At 63.9% G+C, this 20,745-nt stretch carries 1 protein-coding gene and 2 pseudogenes; all 3 read right to left on the bottom strand.

The window, feature by feature from the left end:
- Positions 1-23: 23 nt before the first annotated feature.
- Positions 24-11,993: an amino acid adenylation domain-containing protein gene (locus tag AB4O25_RS02940; protein WP_460150446.1), complete on the bottom strand. Its 11,970-nt coding sequence runs from the start codon at positions 11,991-11,993 to the stop codon at positions 24-26.
- Between the two features lie 95 nt (positions 11,994-12,088).
- A pseudogene (locus AB4O25_RS02935) lies at positions 12,089-12,928 on the bottom strand (condensation domain-containing protein); the annotation flags it as partial.
- Positions 12,929-13,063: 135 nt separating this feature from the next.
- Positions 13,064-20,727 (bottom strand): annotated as a pseudogene (locus AB4O25_RS02930) (amino acid adenylation domain-containing protein); the annotation flags it as partial.
- Positions 20,728-20,745 lie beyond the last annotated feature (18 nt).

The raw sequence follows: 20,745 nt of genomic DNA, 5'->3' as shown, positions 1-20,745 counted from the left end.
CCCGGCGTTTATTCCAATAATGTTCAGATGACCGCGGCAGGCTGTGCCAGCGCATTGACCAGCCCCTGCAACACCGACTCGGCGCGCGGCACATCGAAGTGACCACAGCCAAGCACATGCCCGGTGGTGGCCTGCCCCAGTTGCGCGGCCAGGCGCGCGGCCTCGTCGGCACGACCCTCGGTCCACCAGCATTCAGGTTGCACCGGCAGGTGTTCACACGCCGCCAGTTGCAACGAGAGGCGCTTGAGGTGACGTGCCACCATGAACACCTGGGCCAGTTCCTCGGCACCGAAGCCTGGACGGTGTGCATCGCCCCCTTCACAGGTCAAGGCTTCGGTAAACAGCTGGCGCAGGTTGTCGGGCGTTTCCGCGCCGGACGGTTGCAGGTGCGGTGCCAGGCTATGCCGCGTCACGTCGACAAATTCGCGCAGGTCGGCCTGCCAGTCATCCGCCTGGGCTGCCGGTTCACCGGGCACGTAAGTGTCCAGCAAGCCGAGCAGCGCCACCGTCTGCCCCTGGCGTTGCAACTCCGCCACCATCAACGCCGCCAGCGTGCCCCCCAACGACCAACCCACCAAGTGGTAAGGCCCTTGGGGCTGCTGTTGGCGCAAATAGCCGACATAGTCGCGGGCCATGTCCTGCAGCGATTGATCCTTCCACAGCGGGTCGAGCAACATCCGCGACTGGAGGGCGATCACTTGCCGTTCAGCGCCCAACGCGCGAGCCAGCGGTTCATAGTCGAACACGGTGCCAAAGCCGGCATGCACGCAGAACAGGGGCGCACGCCCCGCCACTGCCGGGCTGAGTGCCAATAACGGGGAACGCTGTTCAGTGGCCGCAGCCTCGGTGGTGAGTTCACCAATCGTCGGTTTTTGCATCAGGTCGCGCAGCTTGAGGCTAAAACCCTGGCCCTTGAGCGTCCGGCAACGTGCGACCAACTGCAGGCTGAGGATCGAATCACCGCCCAGTTCGAAGAAGTTGTCGTCCAACCCAACACGCTCAACCTTTAGCAAGGTCTGCCAGATAGCCGCCAGCGCCTTCTGCACCTCGCTCACCGGTGCCACATAGCCCGCCGTCGCCACACTGGCGGATGGCTCCGGCAGCGCCTTGCGGTCCAGCTTGCCGTTTGGCGTCAATGGCAACTGTTCCAGACGGATCAAATGGGTGGGCACCATGTAATCCGGCAGACTGCCTTGCAGTTGCTCGCGCAGGCGCTGTACCAGACCTTCGTCGGCGCTGCCGTCAGCGGCGATGACATACCCCAGCAGCTGTTTGCCGCTGCCGGTATCGCGGGCGATTACCACGGCGTCACGCACTTGGGCACTGTCTTTGAGGCGCGCCTCGATTTCACCCAGCTCGATCCGGAACCCACGGATTTTCACCTGCTGATCAATTCGCCCCAGGTAGTCAGCGGTGCCGTCCGCACGCAGCCGCACCAGGTCACCCGAGCGGTACATGCGTGCGCCATCACGCCGCGAAGGGTCAGGCACAAACCGTTCGGCGGTCATTGCCGGCCGGTTCAGGTAGCCACGCGCCAGCCCTTCACCCCCCAGGTACAACTCGCCGGCCAAGCCATTGGGCAGCGGGTTGAGGTCCATATCCAATACCTGGGCACTGCGGTTACCGACGCGGCTGCCGATAGGTGCATAGGGCGCACCGCAAACCGCGTCGGGGCCGGCTTTCCAGATCAGCGGCGTCACGACTGTTTCCGTCGGGCCATAGCCGTTGATGATGAACTGCGCACGCAAGGCGCGTTGGGCCAACTCGAAACTGGCCTGCGCCACCGCATCCCCGCCAAAGCAATAGATGCGCACGGGCGGAGGGTTGCCGTCGCGCTCGGCGTGCTCGGCCAACTGTTGCAGGTACACCGGCGGGAACGCCGCCACCGTGACGCCATGGGCGTGCATGGCGGCATAGGTCTGCTCGGGGGTCCACAGGCTGTCATCGCGGATCAACAAGCGGCCACCGTGCGTCAGGGTGGTCAACCAACGCTCGTGGGCGCCGTCAAAGGCGAACGACATGAAGTGCAACTCGCAATCGGCCGGGCTCATCTCATAGCGCTCACCAATGGCCTGGCAATGCATCGCCAGCGGGCCATGACTGACCGCCACGCCTTTGGGCAGCCCGGTGGAACCTGAGGTGTAGATCACATAGGCGAGGTTTTCGGCGTGAATGCTCAGCTTGGGGGCGATGGCCGGGAAGGCGTCAAGCACCAGCTGATCAAGCGCCAGAACATGCACACTGGCCGGTATCGGCAACTGCGCAGCCAGGGCCTGCTCGGTCAACAACAGTGCAATACCGGAGTCCTGCATCATGTAGGCCAGGCGTTCGCTGGGGTAGCTGGCGTCCAGCGGTACATAAGCGCCACCGGCCTTGAGCACCGCCAACAGCGCGATGATCATGCCCTCGCTGCGCGGCAAGGCCACGCCGACCCGTACATCCGGGCCGACACCTTCGACGATCAATGCCTGGGCCAGGCGGTTGGCTCGCTGGTCCAACTCGCTGAAGGACAAGCGCCGCTCGGCAAACAACACTGCGCCGGCATCACCCTGAAGGGTCGCCCACTGAGCGATGCGCTCATGCACCCATTCCGCTGTGCGTGCCGCTGGCGCTACGCCGGCCCCGGACGCAGTGGCCAGCGGCAGACCGATGGCGCCCAGGGCTTGCCCGGCATCCTCGGCCAGACGCAGGAGCAGGCCTTCCATATTGGCGCGAATGCCTTCCACTGCGGCGTCGTTGAAGTGTTCGCGCAAGTACATGTATTCGATCACCAGGCCGTCTTCGAGGGTCACCATCAGGTCCATCGGGAAGTCGGTAAGGCCGGCGCTGGCGGCGTCGCCGAACGCCAGGCTGCCGTCCTGCCATTCGCGCAGGGCCTGGTCGATCGGTTGGTTCTCGAACACGATAATGCTGTCGAACAGCGCCTGTCCGGCCTTGCCTGCCCAGCGCTGGATATCCGCCAGAGGCGTGTATTCGCGCTCGCGCATATCCAGGTTATAGGCCTGCAACTGCCGCAGCCAATCACCCACGGTTTGCTGGGGCGCGATCTCCTGGATCACCGGCAAGGTGTTTATGAACAGGCCCAGGATACGTTCCGAACCCGGCAGGCTTGCCGCACGCCCCGACACGGTGGCGCCAAACGTGACACTGCGCTGACCGCTGTAGCGACTGAGCAGCAGCAACCAGGCGGCTTGCACCAATGTGTTCAGCGTGACCTGCTGGCTTTGGACGAAGCGTTTGAGCGCATCGGTCGCGGCCGCGTCGAAGCGGCTGTACAACGCCTTGTGGCCCTTGCCCTCGGGCACCGCGTTGACGGTATCGGCCAGGTAGGTCGGCTGGTCCAGTACGGCCAGTTGTCGGCGCCAGAACTGTTCGCCGGCCCTGGCATCCTGGCGTTGCAGCCAGCCAATGTAATGCTCGTACGGCAAGGCCGGTGCCAGCGCCTGCCCGGAGTATTGGGCCAAGACCTCGCCGATCAACTGCGAAATGCTCCAGCCGTCGATCAGGATGTGGTGGTAAGTCCACACCAGTTGATGGCTGTTGTCGTCCAGGCGCACCAGGATGATCCGTTGCAGCGGCGGCTGGTCCAGGTCAAACCCCTGCATGCGCTCGCTGTCGGCCAACGCTTGCACGCGCTGCTCAATGTCGGCGCAACCGCGCCAGTCGAGTTCGCGCAGCGGTACTTCCAGATGGTCCATGACAAACTGCAGCGGTTGCTCCAGGTCTTGCCAGACGAAGCCTGTGCGCAGGATCGGATGACGCGCGAACGCCACCGCCCACGCCTGCTTGAACCGTTCCACCTGCAAGCCGGTGACCGGCAGGCACAACTGGTTCACATACAGCTCGGCATCCGGGGCGTTCAGGCCCAGGAACAGCATGCCTTGTTGCATCGGCGATAACGGATAGAGGCTTTGCACCCGGGCGTGCGGGATCGGCAAGTCCTCTAGCTGCTCGGCGCTGAGGCCGTGCAGCACTTGGCCTGGAGTGGCCATGAATTGCGCGTCGCGATCATCCAGAGTGACCACACGCAGTGCCAACGTGCGCACGGTGGGGAACTGGAACAGGTCTTTGGGGCTCAGGCCCAAACCCAACTCGCGGGCGCGGCTCACCACTTGGATCGACACGATGGAGTCACCGCCCAAGGCGAAGAAGTTGTCGGTGACACCCACTTGCTCCAGGCCCAGCACCGCTTGCCAGATACCCACCAGGGCTGTTTCGACCGCTGATTGCGGCGCCACATACGCCTCTTGCACCTGCTCGGGCACCGGCAACGCCTTGCGGTCCAACTTGCCGTTGGCCGACAGCGGCAGTTGCGCCAATGCCATCCATTGCGCGGGCACCATGTAATCCGGCAAGCCGCTGTGCAGGTGAGCGCTCAGCTGCGCCTGCCAATCAGCGTTCGCCGCCGGCTCCAAAACGACGTAAGCCACCAGTTGCTTGCCATCGCGAGCCACCACCACCGCTTCACGCACGGCGGCATGCTCCAGCAGGCGGGCCTCGATTTCGCCCAGTTCAATACGCAGGCCGCGGATCTTCACCTGGTGGTCGATACGCCCGGCGTATTCGATCACCCCATCAGCGCGGTAACGCGCCAAATCGCCGGTGCGGTACAGCCGCTCACCGGCCACGAACGGGCTGGCGACAAAGCGTTCGGCGGTCAGGCTTGGGCGTTGGTGGTAACCCCGCGCCAGGCCGACGCCCGCCAGGTACAGCTCGCCGGTCACGCCCGCCGGCAGCGGCTCCAGGCTGCTGTCGAGGATATATGTGGCCAGGTTGGCAATCGGCTGGCCGATCGGCACGCTGTCACGGCCTTCGTCCATGCAGGTCCAGTGGGTCACGTCGATGGCCGCTTCGGTCGGGCCGTACAGGTTGTATAGCCCCGCGTTCGGCAACTTGGCGAAGACCTGCTGCTGGATATCCACCGCCAGCGCTTCACCGCTGCACACGATGCGCTTGAGGCCGGTGCAGCTGCTGACGGCGTCGTCCTGCAAAAACGCCTGCAACATCGACGGCACAAAGTGCAAAGTGCTGACCTGTTCGCGGTTGATCAACTCGACCAGCTTGGCCGGGTCACGGTGATCACCCGGCGCCGCCACGACCAGGCGCGCGCCGGTCATCAGCGGCCAGAAGAACTCCCACACCGACACGTCGAAGCTGAACGGGGTTTTCTGCACCACCGTGTCGCTGGCGTCCAGGCCGTAGGCGCCTTGCATCCAGCACAGGCGGTTGGTCAGCGCCACGTGGCGGTTGCCCGCGCCCTTGGGCTTGCCGGTGGAGCCAGAGGTGTAGATCACGTAGGCGAGGTTTTCGCCGGTCAGGGCCACGCACGGATTGGACGTGTTGTAAGCCGCCAGCCAGTCGCCCGGTTGATCCAACGCCACGCTGCGGATCGACACCGGGATCGGCAGGCGCTGCAACAACGCCTCCTGGGTCAGCAGCAACTGAATGCCGCTGTCTTCGAACATGTAGCTCAGGCGATCCTGCGGGTAGTCCGGGTCCAGCGGCACGTAGGCGCCGCCGGCCTTGAGGATGGCCACCAGCGCCACAACCATTTCGATGGAGCGCTCGGCCGCCACGCCCACCAGCACGTCCGGGCCAACGCCTTGCGCGATCAGGTAATGCGCCAGTCGGTTGGCGCGCTCGTTGAGCTGGCGATAGCTCAGGCGCTCTTCACCGAACGCCAGCGCCGGCGCGTCCGGGGTGTGCCGCACCTGGGCTTCGATCAGTTGCTGCACGGTGTGCTGCAATGGGAAGTCGGTGGCGGTGGCGTTCCAGCCGTCGAGCAAGGTGCTGCGTTCGCTGGCCGGCAGCAGGTCGATATCCCCCAGCAGCGTCTCGCCCTCCAGGCAGCCCAACAGGTTCAACAGGCCTTCGGCGATCTGCTCGATAGCGGCCGTGCGGAAACTGCCCAAGTCATAGCTCAAGTGCAATGACAAGGTCTCGCCGAGGTTGACCAGCACCGTCAACGGGTAGTTGGTCTGCTCGTGGTTGGTCACGGTGCCGAAGCCCAGGCCACCGCTTGCGCCTTGCTCCAATGCGGCGGAGACCGGGTAGTTTTCGAACACCAGGATGTTGTCGAACAAGGCTTCACCGCCCTGCCCGGCCCAGCGCTGGATATCGAACAGCGGCGTGTGCTCCTGCTCGCGCAGGGCAACGTTCTGGCCTTGCAATTGCGCCAGCCAATCGGTCAGTCGCTGTTCCGGTTGTGGGCGGGCCACCACCGGCAAGGTGTTGATGAACAGGCCTATCTGCTGTTCAACCCCAACCAGTTCAGCCGGGCGCCCCGACACTGTCGCGCCGAAGGCAACCGTGTCGTGGCCGGTGTAGCGTTGCAACAGCAACAGCCACGCGCTCTGCACCAGGGTGTTGAGGGTAACTTTCTGCTGACGGGCGAACTCGCCCAGGCGCTGGGTAAAACCGCGATCCAACACACGCACATGCTCGGCGTGCCCGCCGGCAAGCGCCTCGCTACCCTGGCTGATGCTATGGGCCAGGCGCGTCGGTTCACTCAACTGGGCCAACTGCTGCTTCCAGAACGCTTCACTGACAGCCCGATCCTGGCGTTGCAGCCAGGCGATGTAGTCGTGATAGCGCCCGGCAAGCGGCGCCACCGGCGCACCGCTGTAGCGTTGCAGCACCTCACCGAACAACTGCGCATTGCTCCAGCCGTCCAGCAGGATGTGGTGATTGGTGTAGATCAGGTGATAACGATCGGTCGCCGTACGTACCACGGTCAGGCGCAACAGTGCGGGCTGTTGCAGATCGAACGGCTGAACGCGCTCTTGCTCGGCGAGGTCATCCAGCGCCGTTGCAAGCGCGCTGTGCTGTTGCCAGTCATGAAGACTCAACGGCACCACCACGTGCTTGTGCACCACTTGCACCGGCCGCTCGAACGCGCCCTGCCAGAGGAAGCCACTGCGCAGGATGTCATGTTCATCAATCGCCGCCTGCCAGGCCGCGCGGAAACGCTCGACCTGCAAACCGTCGACATCGACACGCAACTGGTTGATATACGCGCCGCTTTCCTGCTCGTACAGGCTGTGGAACAACATACCGTGCTGCATCGGCGACAACGGGTAGATATCGGCAACCGCGCGGGCCGCCCATGGCAAGCTGTCCAGTTGTGCCTGGGTGAGGTGCGCCAGCGGGAAATCCGACGGTGTGACCGCGCTGTGGGCGTCATCACAACAATGGGCGACCAGTGCACTCAGTTCGCGCACATAGTCGTCCGCCAGGGCCTGAATGGTCTGCGGTGCAAACATCCTGTGGCTGAAGGTCCAGCTCAGGCTCAACTCGCCGCCATACACCTGGCTGTTGAGCGTCAACCAGTTGGCCAGCTCGGCGTCCAGGCTTTGCTCGGCACCGGCCGACTCGCCCGCCGGCACGAACAAGGCCTGGTCATCGAACTGGTTATCGAACTGCCCCAGGTAATTGAACGTGATGCGCGGCATCGGCAGGCCACGCAGCGCGGCCTGGCTCGCTTCGTCACCGAGGTAGCGCAACGCACCAAAACCGAGGCCTTTGTGCGGGATAGCGCGCAATTGCTCCTTGACCGCCTTGATCGACGCGCCGAGGTCGTCCGCCACCTGCAAGCGCACCGGGAACAGGCTGGTGAACCAACCCACGGTGCGGGTCAGGTCCAAGTCGTCGAACACCTCTTCACGGCCATGCCCTTCGAGGGCGATGCCCGTGGCGTGATCACCCGTCCAGCGAGCGATCACGCGTGCCAGGGCCGTCAATAGCAGGTCGTTGACCTGGGTACGGTAAGCGGCCGGCGCCTGTTGCAGTAATTGCCGTGTGGTGGTCACATCCAATTGCGTCTGGATCGTCACCGCATGCCGATTCAAGCGCTCGCCGCCCTGGAAGTCGCACGGCAACTGCGCGGTGCCGTGCAACTGGGCCTGCCAGAACGGCAACTCGGCTTGCACGCCGGTGCTGCGGGCATAGCCCTGCAAACGCGTGGCCCATTGCTGGACCGCACTGGTCTTGGCCGGCAGGCGTATGGCCTGGGCGGACGGAACCTGTGCGTAGGCGCTTTGCAGATCCTCCAGCAATACACGCCAGGACACGCCGTCGACGACCAAGTGATGAATGATCAGCAACAGGCGCTGGCTGCCGTCCGCCAGCGTCGCCAGCAAGGCACGTAGCAATGGCCCGTCTTGCAGGTTCAGGCTGCGTTGGGCTTCAAGGCCTGCTGCGGCAAGGTCTTGCGGCCGGTCAAGGTTGACCTGCGACAGCAGCGAATACTGCGCTTGCACGTCGCTGAAGTGGGCCGTCCAGGCGCCCTCCTGCTCGGTAAACCGCAGGCGCAACGCGTCATGATGGGTGCAGACCGCGTCCAGTGCGCGCGCAAGGCTCGCTGCGTCGAGGGCATGGCGTGGCTTGAGCAATACCGATTGGTTCCAGTGATGACGCTCGGTACTCACTTCTTCAAAAAAGTGCTGCTGCATGGGCAACAACACTGCCGCGCCCGTCAGCGGGGATTGATCAATTACCAGCGCTTCGGCACCGGTCTTGGCCACTAACGCCAGGCTTTGTACCGTCTGATGCTGGAACAGGTCTTTGGGCGTGAAACGAATACCGGCCTGACGCGCCCGGCTGACCACCTGGATCGACACAATGGAATCGCCGCCCAGGGCGAAGAAGTTGTCGGTGACGCCCACTTGCTCAAGGCCCAGCACCGTTTGCCAGATACCCGCCAGCGTCACCTCGACCGCATTCACCGGTGCCACATACGCCTGTGCCTGGGCCGTTTCGGGGGCCGGCAACAGGTTGCGCGCCAGCTTGCCATTGGGGCTCAACGGCATCTGGGCCAGCAACAGGATCGACGCCGGCACCATGTACTCGGGCAGTGTTCGCAGCAAGTGGGCTTTGAGTTGCACCGCATGATCAACGCCGCCAAAACCGGCCTCGGTGGGCACCACATAACCCACCAGCTGCTTGCCATCGCGAGCCACCACCACCGCTTCACGCACGGCGGCATGCTCCAGCAGGCGGGCCTCGATTTCGCCCAGTTCAATACGCAGGCCGCGGATCTTCACCTGGTGGTCGATGCGCCCGGCGTATTCGATCACCCCATCAGCGCGGTAACGCGCCAAATCGCCGGTGCGGTACAGCCGCTCACCGGCCACGAACGGGCTGGCGACAAAACGTTCGGCGGTCAGGCTTGGGCGCTGGTGGTAACCCCGCGCCAGGCCGACGCCCGCCAGGTACAGCTCGCCGGTCACGCCCGCCGGCAGCGGCTCCAGGCTGCTGTCGAGGATATATGTGGCCAGGTTGGCAATCGGCTGGCCGATCGGCACGCTGTCACGGCCTTCGTCCATGCAGGTCCAGTGGGTCACGTCGATGGCCGCTTCGGTCGGGCCGTACAGGTTGTATAGCCCCGCGTTCGGCAACTTGGCGAAGACCTGCTGCTGGATATCCACCGCCAGCGCTTCACCGCTGCACACGATGCGCTTGAGGCCGGTGCAGCTGCTGACGGCGTCGTCCTGCAAAAACGCCTGCAACATCGACGGCACAAAGTGCAAAGTGCTGACCTGTTCGCGGTTGATCAACTCGACCAGCTTGGCCGGGTCACGGTGATCACCCGGCGCCGCCACGACCAGGCGCGCGCCGGTCATCAGCGGCCAGAAGAACTCCCACACCGACACGTCGAAGCTGAACGGGGTTTTCTGCACCACCGTGTCGCTGGCGTCCAGGCCGTAGGCGCCTTGCATCCAGCACAGGCGGTTGGTCAGCGCCACGTGGCGGTTGCCCGCGCCCTTGGGCTTGCCGGTGGAGCCAGAGGTGTAGATCACGTAGGCGAGGTTTTCGCCGGTCAGGGCCACGCACGGATTGGACGTGTTGTAAGCCGCCAGCCAGTCGCCCGGTTGATCCAACGCCACGCTGCGGATCGACACCGGGATCGGCAGGCGCTGCAACAACGCCTCCTGGGTCAGCAGCAACTGAATGCCGCTGTCTTCGAACATGTAGCTCAGGCGATCCTGCGGGTAGTCCGGGTCCAGCGGCACGTAGGCGCCGCCGGCCTTGAGGATGGCCACCAGCGCCACGACCATTTCAATGGAGCGCTCGGCCGCCACGCCCACCAGCACGTCCGGGCCAACGCCTTGCGCGATCAGGTAATGCGCCAGTTGGTTGGCGCGCTCGTTGAGCTGGCGATAGCTCAGGCGCTCTTCACCGAACGCCAGCGCCGGCGCGTCCGGGGTGTGCCGCACCTGGGCTTCGATCAGTTGCTGCACGGTGTGCTGCAATGGGAAGTCGGTGGCGGTGGCGTTCCAGCCGTCGAGCAAGGTGCTGCGTTCGCTGGCCGGCAGCATATCGACCTCACCCAAGGCACGCTCGGCAGACTCGGCAAGCCGGGCCAACAGCATCTCCAGGCAAGCCGCCAACCCGGCAACGGCGCAAGCATTGAACTTCGATTCCATGTAGCTGAACTGGAATGCCAGTTGCTCGCCCACGTTAACCAGCAACGTCAGCGGGTAGTTGGTGCGTTCATGGCTGTGTACCGCACCAAAGCTCAGCTCGGCAGGCTCGCTGTGCTGCAACGCTTCGGAGACCGGGTAGTTTTCGAACACCAGGATGTTGTCGAACAAGGCTTCACCGCCCTGCCCGGCCCAGCGCTGGATATCAAACAGCGGCGTGTGTTCATGCTCACGCAACGCACTGTTCTGTGCCTGCACCCCTTGCAGCCATTGCGCAACACTTTGCTCAGCGGATGGGCGAGCAATGACCGGCAATGTGTTGATAAACAGGCCGATTTGCTGCTCGACGCCTTTGAGTTGTGCCGGGCGCCCCGACACCGTCGCGCCGAAGGCTACCGACGCCTGGCCACTGTAGCGCTGCAACAGCAGCAGCCACGCCGCTTGCACCAACGTATTGAGCGTGACCTTGCTGGCCCGCGCGAAATCACCGAGGTGCCGGGTTTGCGCGCGATCCAGGGTCAGGAAGTGATCGCCATAACCGCTGGCGGATACACCCGCGTGCGGGTTGTAAGCCAGCGCCTGCGCCAGGCGCGTGGGCTCATCAAGCAAGACCAGTTGTTCGCGCCAATACCCTTGGCTGACATCAGCGTCCTGGGCTTGCAGCCAGCCGATGTAATCGCGGTAGCGCCCAGGTGCGCCTGCAGGCGCCTGGCCGCTGTAGCGTTGCAACACTTCGCCGAGCAACTGGGAGCTGCTCCAGCCGTCCATCAGCAGGTGATGGCTGGTGAAGATCAAGTGGTGCCGTGCAGTGCCCGTACGTACCAATTGCAGGTTGAGCAACGGCGCCTGCGTGAGTTCAAACCCCTGCTCGCGCTGGCTCGCGGCCAGTTCATTGAGGTCGCTTTGCAGCGTCTGGCGGCCTTGCCAATCGTGCAGTGCGTAAGGCAGATCGACCTGCTTGAATACCACCTGAACCGGCTGCTCCAGCTCGCCCTGCCAGACGAAACCGCTGCGCAGGCTGTCATGCGCATCCAGCGCCGCCTGCCAGGCCTGGCGCAAACGCTGCGGATCAAGGCCGTCGACATCCAGACGCATCTGATTGATGTAGTCCACGCTATCGGGCTCATACAACGTATGGAACAGCATGCCCTGCTGCATCGGCGACAGTGGGTAGACGTCCTCGATACGCGCCACCGCGATCGGCAGCGCATCCAACTGAGCCTGGTTCAAGCGTGCCAGCGGGAAGTCCGATGGCGTCACCCCTTGGTGGTGGGCGCAGTGTTCGATCAGGCCAACAAGTTCCTCCTGGAAATCAATGGCCAGGCGTTGAATGCACGCGGGATCAAACATCTGCGAACTGAAGCGCCAGTCCACACTCAGTTCCCCGGCGTACACCTGGCCATTGAGCGTCAGCCAGTTGCCCAGTGGAGCCTCCAGGCTGTGTTCGGCGCCCGCCTGTTCGCCGGATGGCGCAAACAGCGCGCCCTCGGCCTCGTCGAAGCTGCCATCGAACTGGCCCAGGTAGTTGAAGGTGATGCGCGGTGTCGGCAATGCCCGCAAGGCCTGCTGCACCTCTTCGTCGCCCAGGTAACGAAGCGCGCCGAACCCAATCCCTTTTGGGGAATCGCGCGCAGTTGCTCCTTGATGCCTTTGATCGAATCAGCCAGGGTCGAGGCCGGCGAAAGCTTGACCGGGAACAGGCTGGTGAACCAACCCACGGTACGTGTCAGGTCCAGGTCGTCAAATACCTCTTCACGGCCATGACCCTCCATTTGAACCAGCGTGGAAGCCTGCCCCGTCCAGCGGCAAATCACTCGCGCAAGCGCCGTCAACAGCATGTCGTTGACCTGAGTCCGGTAGGCCGCGGGCGCCACTTGCAACAGCTGTCGCGTCTGCAGGCTGTCCAGGCGACTTTCTACGGTGTGGGCGTAACGGCTTTGCAGGCTGCCATCGGCACGCTGACGCGGTAAATGTGCAGGGGCACCGTCCAGCTGCGCCTGCCAGAACGGCAGCTCGGCCAGCAAGGCAGGGCCACTGGCATGCGCCTGCAAGCGCTCGGCCCAGGTTTTGAACGCGCTGGTCTTGGCTGGCAGTTGCGCCGTGCCGCCGGCGACCAACTGCCGGTAAACGCTCTGCAAGTCTTCAAGCAAAATACGCCAGGAGACACCGTCCACCACCAAGTGGTGGATCACCAGCAACAGTCGCTGGGAGCCGTCGGCAAGCGTCGCCAGCACCGCACGGGCCACGCTCCCACGCGCCAGGTCCAACGAGCGCTGGGCCTGCTCACACAGGTCCAGCAAGGCTTCGGCATCTGCGACCTGGGCTTGCCACAGCAGCGGCGCGGCCTGTAACTGAGTCGGCAGCAGGTACCGGGCAGCCGCTTGCGAGGTGAACGCCATGCGCAATGCGTCGTGCTGCACCACCAACGCCTGCAAGGCCTGCTCCAGGTAAGCCGCGTCCAACGGTGCGTAAGGCTTGAGCAACACTGACTGGTTCCAGTGATCGCGCTCGGGAACAGCCTGGTCGAAAAACACCTGTTGGACCGGCAACAGCGGCGCGTCACCACTGACCGGCGCTTGATCGATCACAACCCGCTTGCCGTCGGTGCGAGCCACCGCCGCAAGGCTTTGCACCGTCTGGTGCTGGAACAGGTCCTTGGGCGTGAAATGAATACCGGCCACGCGGGCGCGGCTGACGACTTGAATAGAGATGATCGAGTCACCGCCCAACTCGAAGAAGTTGTCGTTCAGCCTCACCTGGTCCAAGCGCAGCACTTCCTCCCAGAGGGTGGCAATTCGTTGTTCAAGCTCGCTGCGCGGGCCTCATAGTCGAGCGCAGACACACCGGCCTGCGGCTTGGGCAATGCCTTGCGATCGAGTTTGCCATTGGGGGTCAAGGGAAAGGCGCTGAGCACGAGCACATGCGCCGGCACCATATAGCCGGGCAGCACCTCCTTGAGCTGCATCTTGATCAAGCCTGGCAGGCGAGCATCCTGCAGTTGCGCCGCATCGGCCGGCACCACGTAGGCAATCAGTTGCTGCCCGCTCAAGCCTGGCTGGGCGACCACCACCGCCTCACGCACGTGAGGCTGCCCCTGCAGGCGTGCTTCGATTTCGCCGAGTTCAACCCTGAAACCACGGATTTTCACTTGGTTGTCAATGCGCCCGATGTAATCGGTGGTGCCGTCTTCCCGCTGGCGCACGAGGTCGCCGGAACGATACAGCCGCGCACCGGGAACACCGAAAGGATCCGGCACAAAGCGTTCGGCGGTCATCGCCGGCCGATTGAGATAGCCGCGCGCCAGGCCCGTGCCGCCCAGGTACAACTCGCCACTGAGCCCTTGGGACAATGGGTTGAGCTGATCGTCCAGCACGTACGTGCTGCGGTCACCTATGCGGCTGCCGATCGGCGCGTACGCCGCGCCACATTCAAGGTCGGGGCCGGCTTTCCAGATCAGCGGCGTGACCACCGTTTCGGTAGGCCCGTAACCATTAATGATGTGTTCGGGACGCAAAGCGCGCCGGGCCAGTTCGAAGCTGGCCTGGGGTACCGCGTCGCCGCCGAAACAGTAGATGCGCACGGGCGGCGGGTTGCCATCGCGTTCGGCGTGCTCGGCCAATTGTTGCAGGTACACCGGCGGGAATGCGGCGACGGTCACCCCGTACTCGTGCATGGCGGCGTAGGTCTGCTCCGGCGTCCACAGGCTGTCGTCACGCATCAGCAGACGACCGCCGTGGGTCAGTGTGGTCAGCCAACGCTCATGCGCGCCGTCGAAGGCAAACGACATGAAGTGCAATTCGCAGTCCGTTGCAGTCATGGCGTACCGTTCGCCGATCGCCTGGCAGTGCATGGACAACGGGCCGTGGGCGACGCTGACCCCCTTGGGCTGCCCCGTGGAGCCCGAGGTGTAGATGACGTAGGCCAGGTTATCCGGGTGCAGGTCGAGCTGCGGCGCGGTTTCGGGCCCGTCGCGCAGGTCCAGGCGATCCAGCTCAAGCGTGTGCAAGCCTGGAATCTTCGGCAATCGCTCAGCCAGGCGCGAGTCCGTCAACAACAAGGCGACACCGGAGTCCTGCATCAAGTAGGCCAAACGCTCCTGCGGATAGCTCGCATCCAGCGGCACATAGGCGCCGCCCGCCTTGAGCACAGCAAGCAGTGCCACCATCAGTTGCTCGCCACGCGGCATGGCCACGGCAACGCGAACTTCCGGGCCGACCCCTTCGGCAATCAGCGCATGAGCCAGGCGGTTGGCGCGGCGGTCCAATTGCGCGTAGGTGACCGGTTGGCCGTCGACAATCAGCGCAACGCTGCCAGGCGCCTGCATGGCGATGCGCTCATGCACATAAGGCTGCACGGCGTATGGCTGAGGGCTATTGCCGGCACGCAGCTGCGCCCATTCGTCGGCGGTCAGCAGGTCCAGTGCACCGGTCGGCCGCTGAGGCGATTGGCTGAACTGCTCAAGCAGGTGCAGCAACTGCGCATTCAGGCGGGCAATCACCGGTTCACAGAAACTGTGCAAGGCGTAGCCGTAGTGCAGCGACAACGTCTCGCCGAGGTTGATGCCCACTGTCAGCGGGTAACTGGTTTGCTCCAGCGTCGACACTTCACCGAAGCGTGGGCCGCTGCCTTGCCCTTGTTGCAAGGCTTGCGACAAGGGGTAGTTTTCAAACACCAGAATGCTGTCGAACAAGGCTTCACCGCCCTGCCCGGCCCAGCGCTGGATATCAAACAGCGGCGTGTGCTCGTGCTCACGCAGGCTCAGAGTTCAGTGCCTGAACCGTTTGCAGCCATTGAGCCACGGTCTGCTGCGCCTGGCTGCCGGCAATCACCGGCAACGTATTGATGAACAAACCGATTTGCTGTTCGATCCCCTGCAAGGCCGACGGTCGGCCCGACACCGTCGCACCGAAGGCGACCGTGGCCTGGCCGGTATAGCGCTGCAGCAGCAGTAGCCAGGCGCTTTGCACCAGCGTGTTCAAGGTGACCTTCCTGTTCCCTGGCAAAAGCGTTGAGGCGTTGAGTGGCGGCGCCATCCAGCAGATGTATCAGTTCGCCATGCCCAGTCACGCCGGCCACCCCTCCCGACACGCTGTCGGCCAGCCGGGTCGGCGCGTCCAGTGCGGCCAGTTGCGCCGTCCAGAATTGTTCGCTGGCGGCGTTATCGCGCGCCTGGAGCCAGGCGATGTAGTCACGGTAACGCCCCGCCGACTGAGCCACGGGGAGCCCCGCATAGCGTTGCAGCACCTCGCCGAACAGCTGCGCGTTACTCCAGCCGTCGAGCAGGATGTGGTGATTGGTGAAGATCAGATGATGTCGGGCTTGAGCCGTGCGGATCAGACACAGGCGCAGCAATGGCGCACGATCGAGTACAAAACCACTGTTGCGCTGGGCCTCGGCGGCGGCGTCGAGTGCCGTGGCAAGGTCGTCACGGCCCTGCCAGTCGAGCAACTCCAGCGGCACCTGGACCTGACGCGTGATCACCTGCACCGGCTGTTCGAATACGCCTTGCCAGAGGAAGGCACTGCGCAAGCTCTCATGCGCCGCCAGGGTAGCTTGCCACGCGGCCTCGAAACGATCGCTGTCGAGGTCATCCACGTCCACGCGCAGCTGGTTGATGTAGTCCACTCCTTCCTGCTCATACAGGCTGTGGAACAACATGCCCTGCTGCATGGGCGACAACGGGTAGATATCCTCGATCGTGCGCAGCGAGTAAGGCAGCGCATCCAACTGCATCTGGGACAGGCCGGCCAACGGGAAGTCCGAAGGGGTTACTCCGCTGTGTCCAAGGTCGCAGCAATGGCTGACCAGAGCGGCCAGCTCAACGGCATACGCATCGGCCAGCCGTTGCACCGTGGCGTCGTGGAACATCTCGCGGCTGTAGGTCCACTCAAGACTCAGCTCCCCGCCATAGACCTGGCCATTGACGGTCAGCCAGTTGCCCAGCGGTGCATCAGCATGTTGTTCACTGCCCGAGGATTCACTGGCGGGCACGAACATGGCGTCCTGATCAAACTGACCGTCAAATTGCCCAAGATAGTTGAACGTTACGCGCGGCTCCGGCCGCTCAGCCAAGGCAGCCCGTTCAGCCGGGCCGCCGAGGTAGCGCAGCAGGCCATAGCCCAGGCCTTTTTCCGGTACGGCGCGCAATTGCTCCTTGACGGTTTTCAACGATTGCTCAAGGTCGGCGGCGGGTGTCAGGCGCACTGGGTACAGGCTGGTGAACCAACCTACCGTGCGGCTCAGGTCGATCTGTTCAAAGAGGTCTTCGCGGCCGTGGCCCTCCAGCTGGATCACACTGGAGTCGGCACCGGTCCAGCCGCAGAGCGCCCGCGCCAGCGCAGTCAGCAACAGGTCGTTGACCTGTGTGCGATAGGCCGCTGGAGCGTCTTGCAGCAGTCGCCGGGTCAGGTCGGCACCCAAGCGCGTCTGCACGGTAGCGGCGTGACGATTCTGCAGGCCGCCCTGGTGGTTGTCGCAGGGCAGATCGCCCGCGTCATCACCCAGTGTCTGCAACCAATAGTTCAATTGCCCTTGCACGCCCTCACTGATGGCGTGTTGCGTCATCTGCTCGGCCCAGGCTTTGAAGGCACTGGTTTTGGGCGCCAATTTTACCCGGCGCACCGAGGCCAGTTGTACGTAGGCACTTTGCAGGTCCTCCAGCAAGATTCGCCAGGACACGCCGTCGACGACCAGATGATGGATCACCAGCAGCAGACGCTGGCTGCCATCGGCCATTTGCACCAGCAGCGCGCGCAACAGCGGGCCGTCTTGCAGGTTCAGCGACTGCTGGGCCTCATTGCAACGGGCCTGCAGTTGCACGTCATCATCTGCCTGGGCTTGCCACAGCAATGCCTGGCCGGGTTCGACGCGAGCATGGCTGGCCTGGCCCTGCGGCGTGAAGGTAAGACGCAGCGCGTCGTGATGCGCCAGCAGCGCCTGCAAGGCCTGCTCCAGGCGCAAGGGGTCGATGGTCTGGGCACACGTGAGCAACAACGATTGGTTCCACTGATGCCGCGCGGGAATATCCGTGGCAAAGAACCACTGCTGGAACGCCAGCAACGGGGTGGCGCCAGTGACCGGTTGCTGATCGATCAGCCGCGCCGTGCCCACCTGGGCGACACGCGCCAGGCTCTGGACGGTCTGATACTGGAAGACATCCTTGGGCGTCAGAATGATGCCGGCCTGACGGGCACGGCTGACCACCTGGATCGACACGATGGAGTCACCGCCCAGGGCAAAGAAATTGTCAGTGACGCCCACCTGCTCACGCTTGAGCACTTCTTGCCAGATCGCCGCGATGCGCTGTTCAAGATCGGTTTCAGGCGCGATGTAGACCGCTTGTTGCAGGCTGGCGTCCGGCACCGGCAACGCCTTGCGGTCCAACTTGCCGTTGGCCGACAGCGGCAGTTGCGCCAATGCCATCCATTGCGCGGGCACCATGTAATCCGGCAAGCCGCTGTGCAGGTGAGCGCTCAGCTGCGCCTGCCAATCGGCGTCCGCCGCCGGCTCCAAAACGACGTAAGCCACCAGCTGCTTGCCATCGCGAGCCACCACCACCGCTTCACGCACGGCGGCATGCTCCAGCAGGCGGGCCTCGATTTCGCCCAGTTCAATACGCAGGCCGCGGATCTTCACCTGGTGGTCGATACGCCCGGCGTATTCGATCACCCCATCAGCTCGGTAACGCGCCAAATCGCCGGTGCGGTACAGCCGCTCACCGGCCACGAACGGGCTGGCGACAAAGCGTTCGGCGGTCAGGCTTGGGCGTTGGTGGTAACCCCGCGCCAGGCCGACGCCCGCCAGGTACAGCTCGCCGGTCACGCCCGCCGGCAGCGGCTCCAGGCTGCTGTCGAGGATATGTGGCCAGGTTGGCAATCGGCTGGCCGATCGGCACGCTGTCACGGCCTTCGTCCATGCAGGTCCAGTGGGTCACGTCGATGGCCGCTTCGGTCGGGCCGTACAGGTTGTATAGCCCCGCGTTCGGCAACTTGGCGAAGACCTGCTGCTGGATATCCACCGCCAGCGCTTCACCGCTGCACACGATGCGCTTGAGGCCGGTGCAACTGCTGACGGCGTCGTCCTGCAAAAACGCCTGCAGCATCGACGGCACAAAGTGCAAGGTGCTCACCTGTTCGCGGTTGATCAACTCGACCAGCTTGGCCGGGTCACGGTGATCACCCGGCGCCGCCACGACCAGGCGCGCGCCGGTCATCAGCGGCCAGAAGAACTCCCACACCGACACGTCGAAGCTGAACGGGGTTTTCTGCACCACCGTGTCGCGGGCGTCCAGGCCGTAGGCGCCTTGCATCCAGCACAGGCGGTTGGTCAGCGCCACGTGGCGGTTGCCCGCGCCCTTGGGCTTGCCGGTGGAGCCGGAGGTGTAGATCACGTAGGCAAGGTTTTCGCCGGTCAGGGCCACGCACGGATTGGACGTGTTGTAAGCCGCCAGCCAGTCGCCCGGTTGATCCAACGCCACGCTGCGGATCGACACCGGGATCGGCAGGCGCTGCAACAACGCCTCCTGGGTCAGCAGCAACTGAATGCCGCTGTCTTCGAACATGTAGCTCAGGCGATCCTGCGGGTAGTCCGGGTCCAGCGGCACGTAGGCGCCGCCGGCCTTGAGGATGGCCACCAGCGCCACAACCATTTCGATGGAGCGCTCGGCCGCCACGCCCACCAGCACGTCCGGGCCAACGCCTTGCGCGATCAGGTAATGCGCCAGTCGGTTGGCGCGCTCGTTGAGCTGGCGATAGCTCAGGCGCTCTTCACCGAACGCCAGCGCCGGCGCGTCCGGGGTGTGCCGCACCTGGGCTTCGATCAGTTGCTGCACGGTGTGCTGCAATGGGAAGTCGGTGGCGGTGGCGTTCCAGCCGTCGAGCAAGGTGCTGCGTTCGCTGGCGGCCAGCATCGACAACGTTTCAACCGGCTGTTCTGGCGCGGCCAGCATCGCGTCGAGCAGTGCGAGCCAATGGCCGGCCATGCGCTCGATGGTCGAGGCGTCGAACAGGTCCGAGGCATAGGTAAAGCCTGCCGAAACCCCAGTGCCGTGCTCAACGGTATTGAGCGTCAGGTCAAACTGCGCCGAGTGACTTTCCCACTCCAGCCCCTGCACCTGCAAATCGGGCAGTTGCATGGACGTAGCCTGCCGGTCTTCGGCCTGGTGGTTGAACATGACTTGGAACAGCGGGTTACGGCTCAGGCTACGCTCGGGTTGCAGCACCTCAACCAACTGCTCAAAAGGCAAGTCCTGATGCGCCTGCGCATCCAATGCGGTTTTGCGCACCTGTTGCAGCAGACCGCGAACACTGGTGCGGCTATCCACTTCAGTGCGCAGCACTTGGGTATTGACCAAAAAGCCGATCAGCCGCTCGGTTTCACTGCGACTGCGGTTGGCGATAGGCACACCGACGCGGATATCCGCCTGGCCACTGTAGCGGTGCAGCAGCAGTTGGAACGAGGCAAGCAATACCACGAACGTGGTGACGTTCTCACGCTGGCTCAGACGCTTGAGCGCTTCCAGGCGCTGAGCGCCCAGCTCAACGTTGACCGAGGCGCCGGCAAAGCTCTGCACCGCTGGGCGCGCATGGTCGGTGGGCAGCTCAAGTACCGGCTGCTCGCCGGCCAACTGGGCCTGCCAGTAGCCCAATTGACGCTCGCGCTCCCCCGCCTCCATCCAATGCCGCTGCCACAGTGCATAGTCGGCATATTGTACCGGCAGCGCCGGCAGTTGTGCCGGGTGCCCCTGGCTGAAGGCTGCGTACAGCTGCACCAACTCATTGACCATGACCTGCAAGGAAGCACCGTCACAGATGCTGTGGTGCAAGGTCAGAACCAGCACATGCTGGTCCTCGGCAAGCCGAAGCAGACGAGCCCGAATCAGCGGCCCCGTTGCCAGATCGAACGGCTGGGCGATCTCGGCTTCTACCACGGCCTGCAAGCCGGCCTCACCTTCGGCCGCCCATCGGGCTTCATGGGCCTCGGCCACCAGCGATGCGCCGCCTGTCGCGGCAATGCACTGCAGCACACGGTCTGCGTCCTGGACAAACGTGGTGCGCAGGCTTTCATGGCAAGCCATCAGTCCCGCCAGGCTGTTATTCAAGGCGTCAAGATTCAAGCTACCCGTCAGGCGCAGCGCCTTGGACAGGTTGTAGGCCGCGCTGTCAGGTTCCAGTTGCCACAGGAACCATTGGCGCTGCTGGGCGTATGAAAGCAATAGAGGCTCGTCGGCGTCACGCTTGAAGATAGGCGCAACACCGAACAGGTTAATTCCTTTTTGCTTGAGCAAGACGGCCAGCGCCTTCCTTTCCTTCGCAGAAAGCGCTCC

The sequence above is a fragment of the Pseudomonas sp. S3_A03 genome, assembly GCF_054668275.1.
This window is presented reverse-complemented; position numbering and strand designations above follow the sequence as displayed.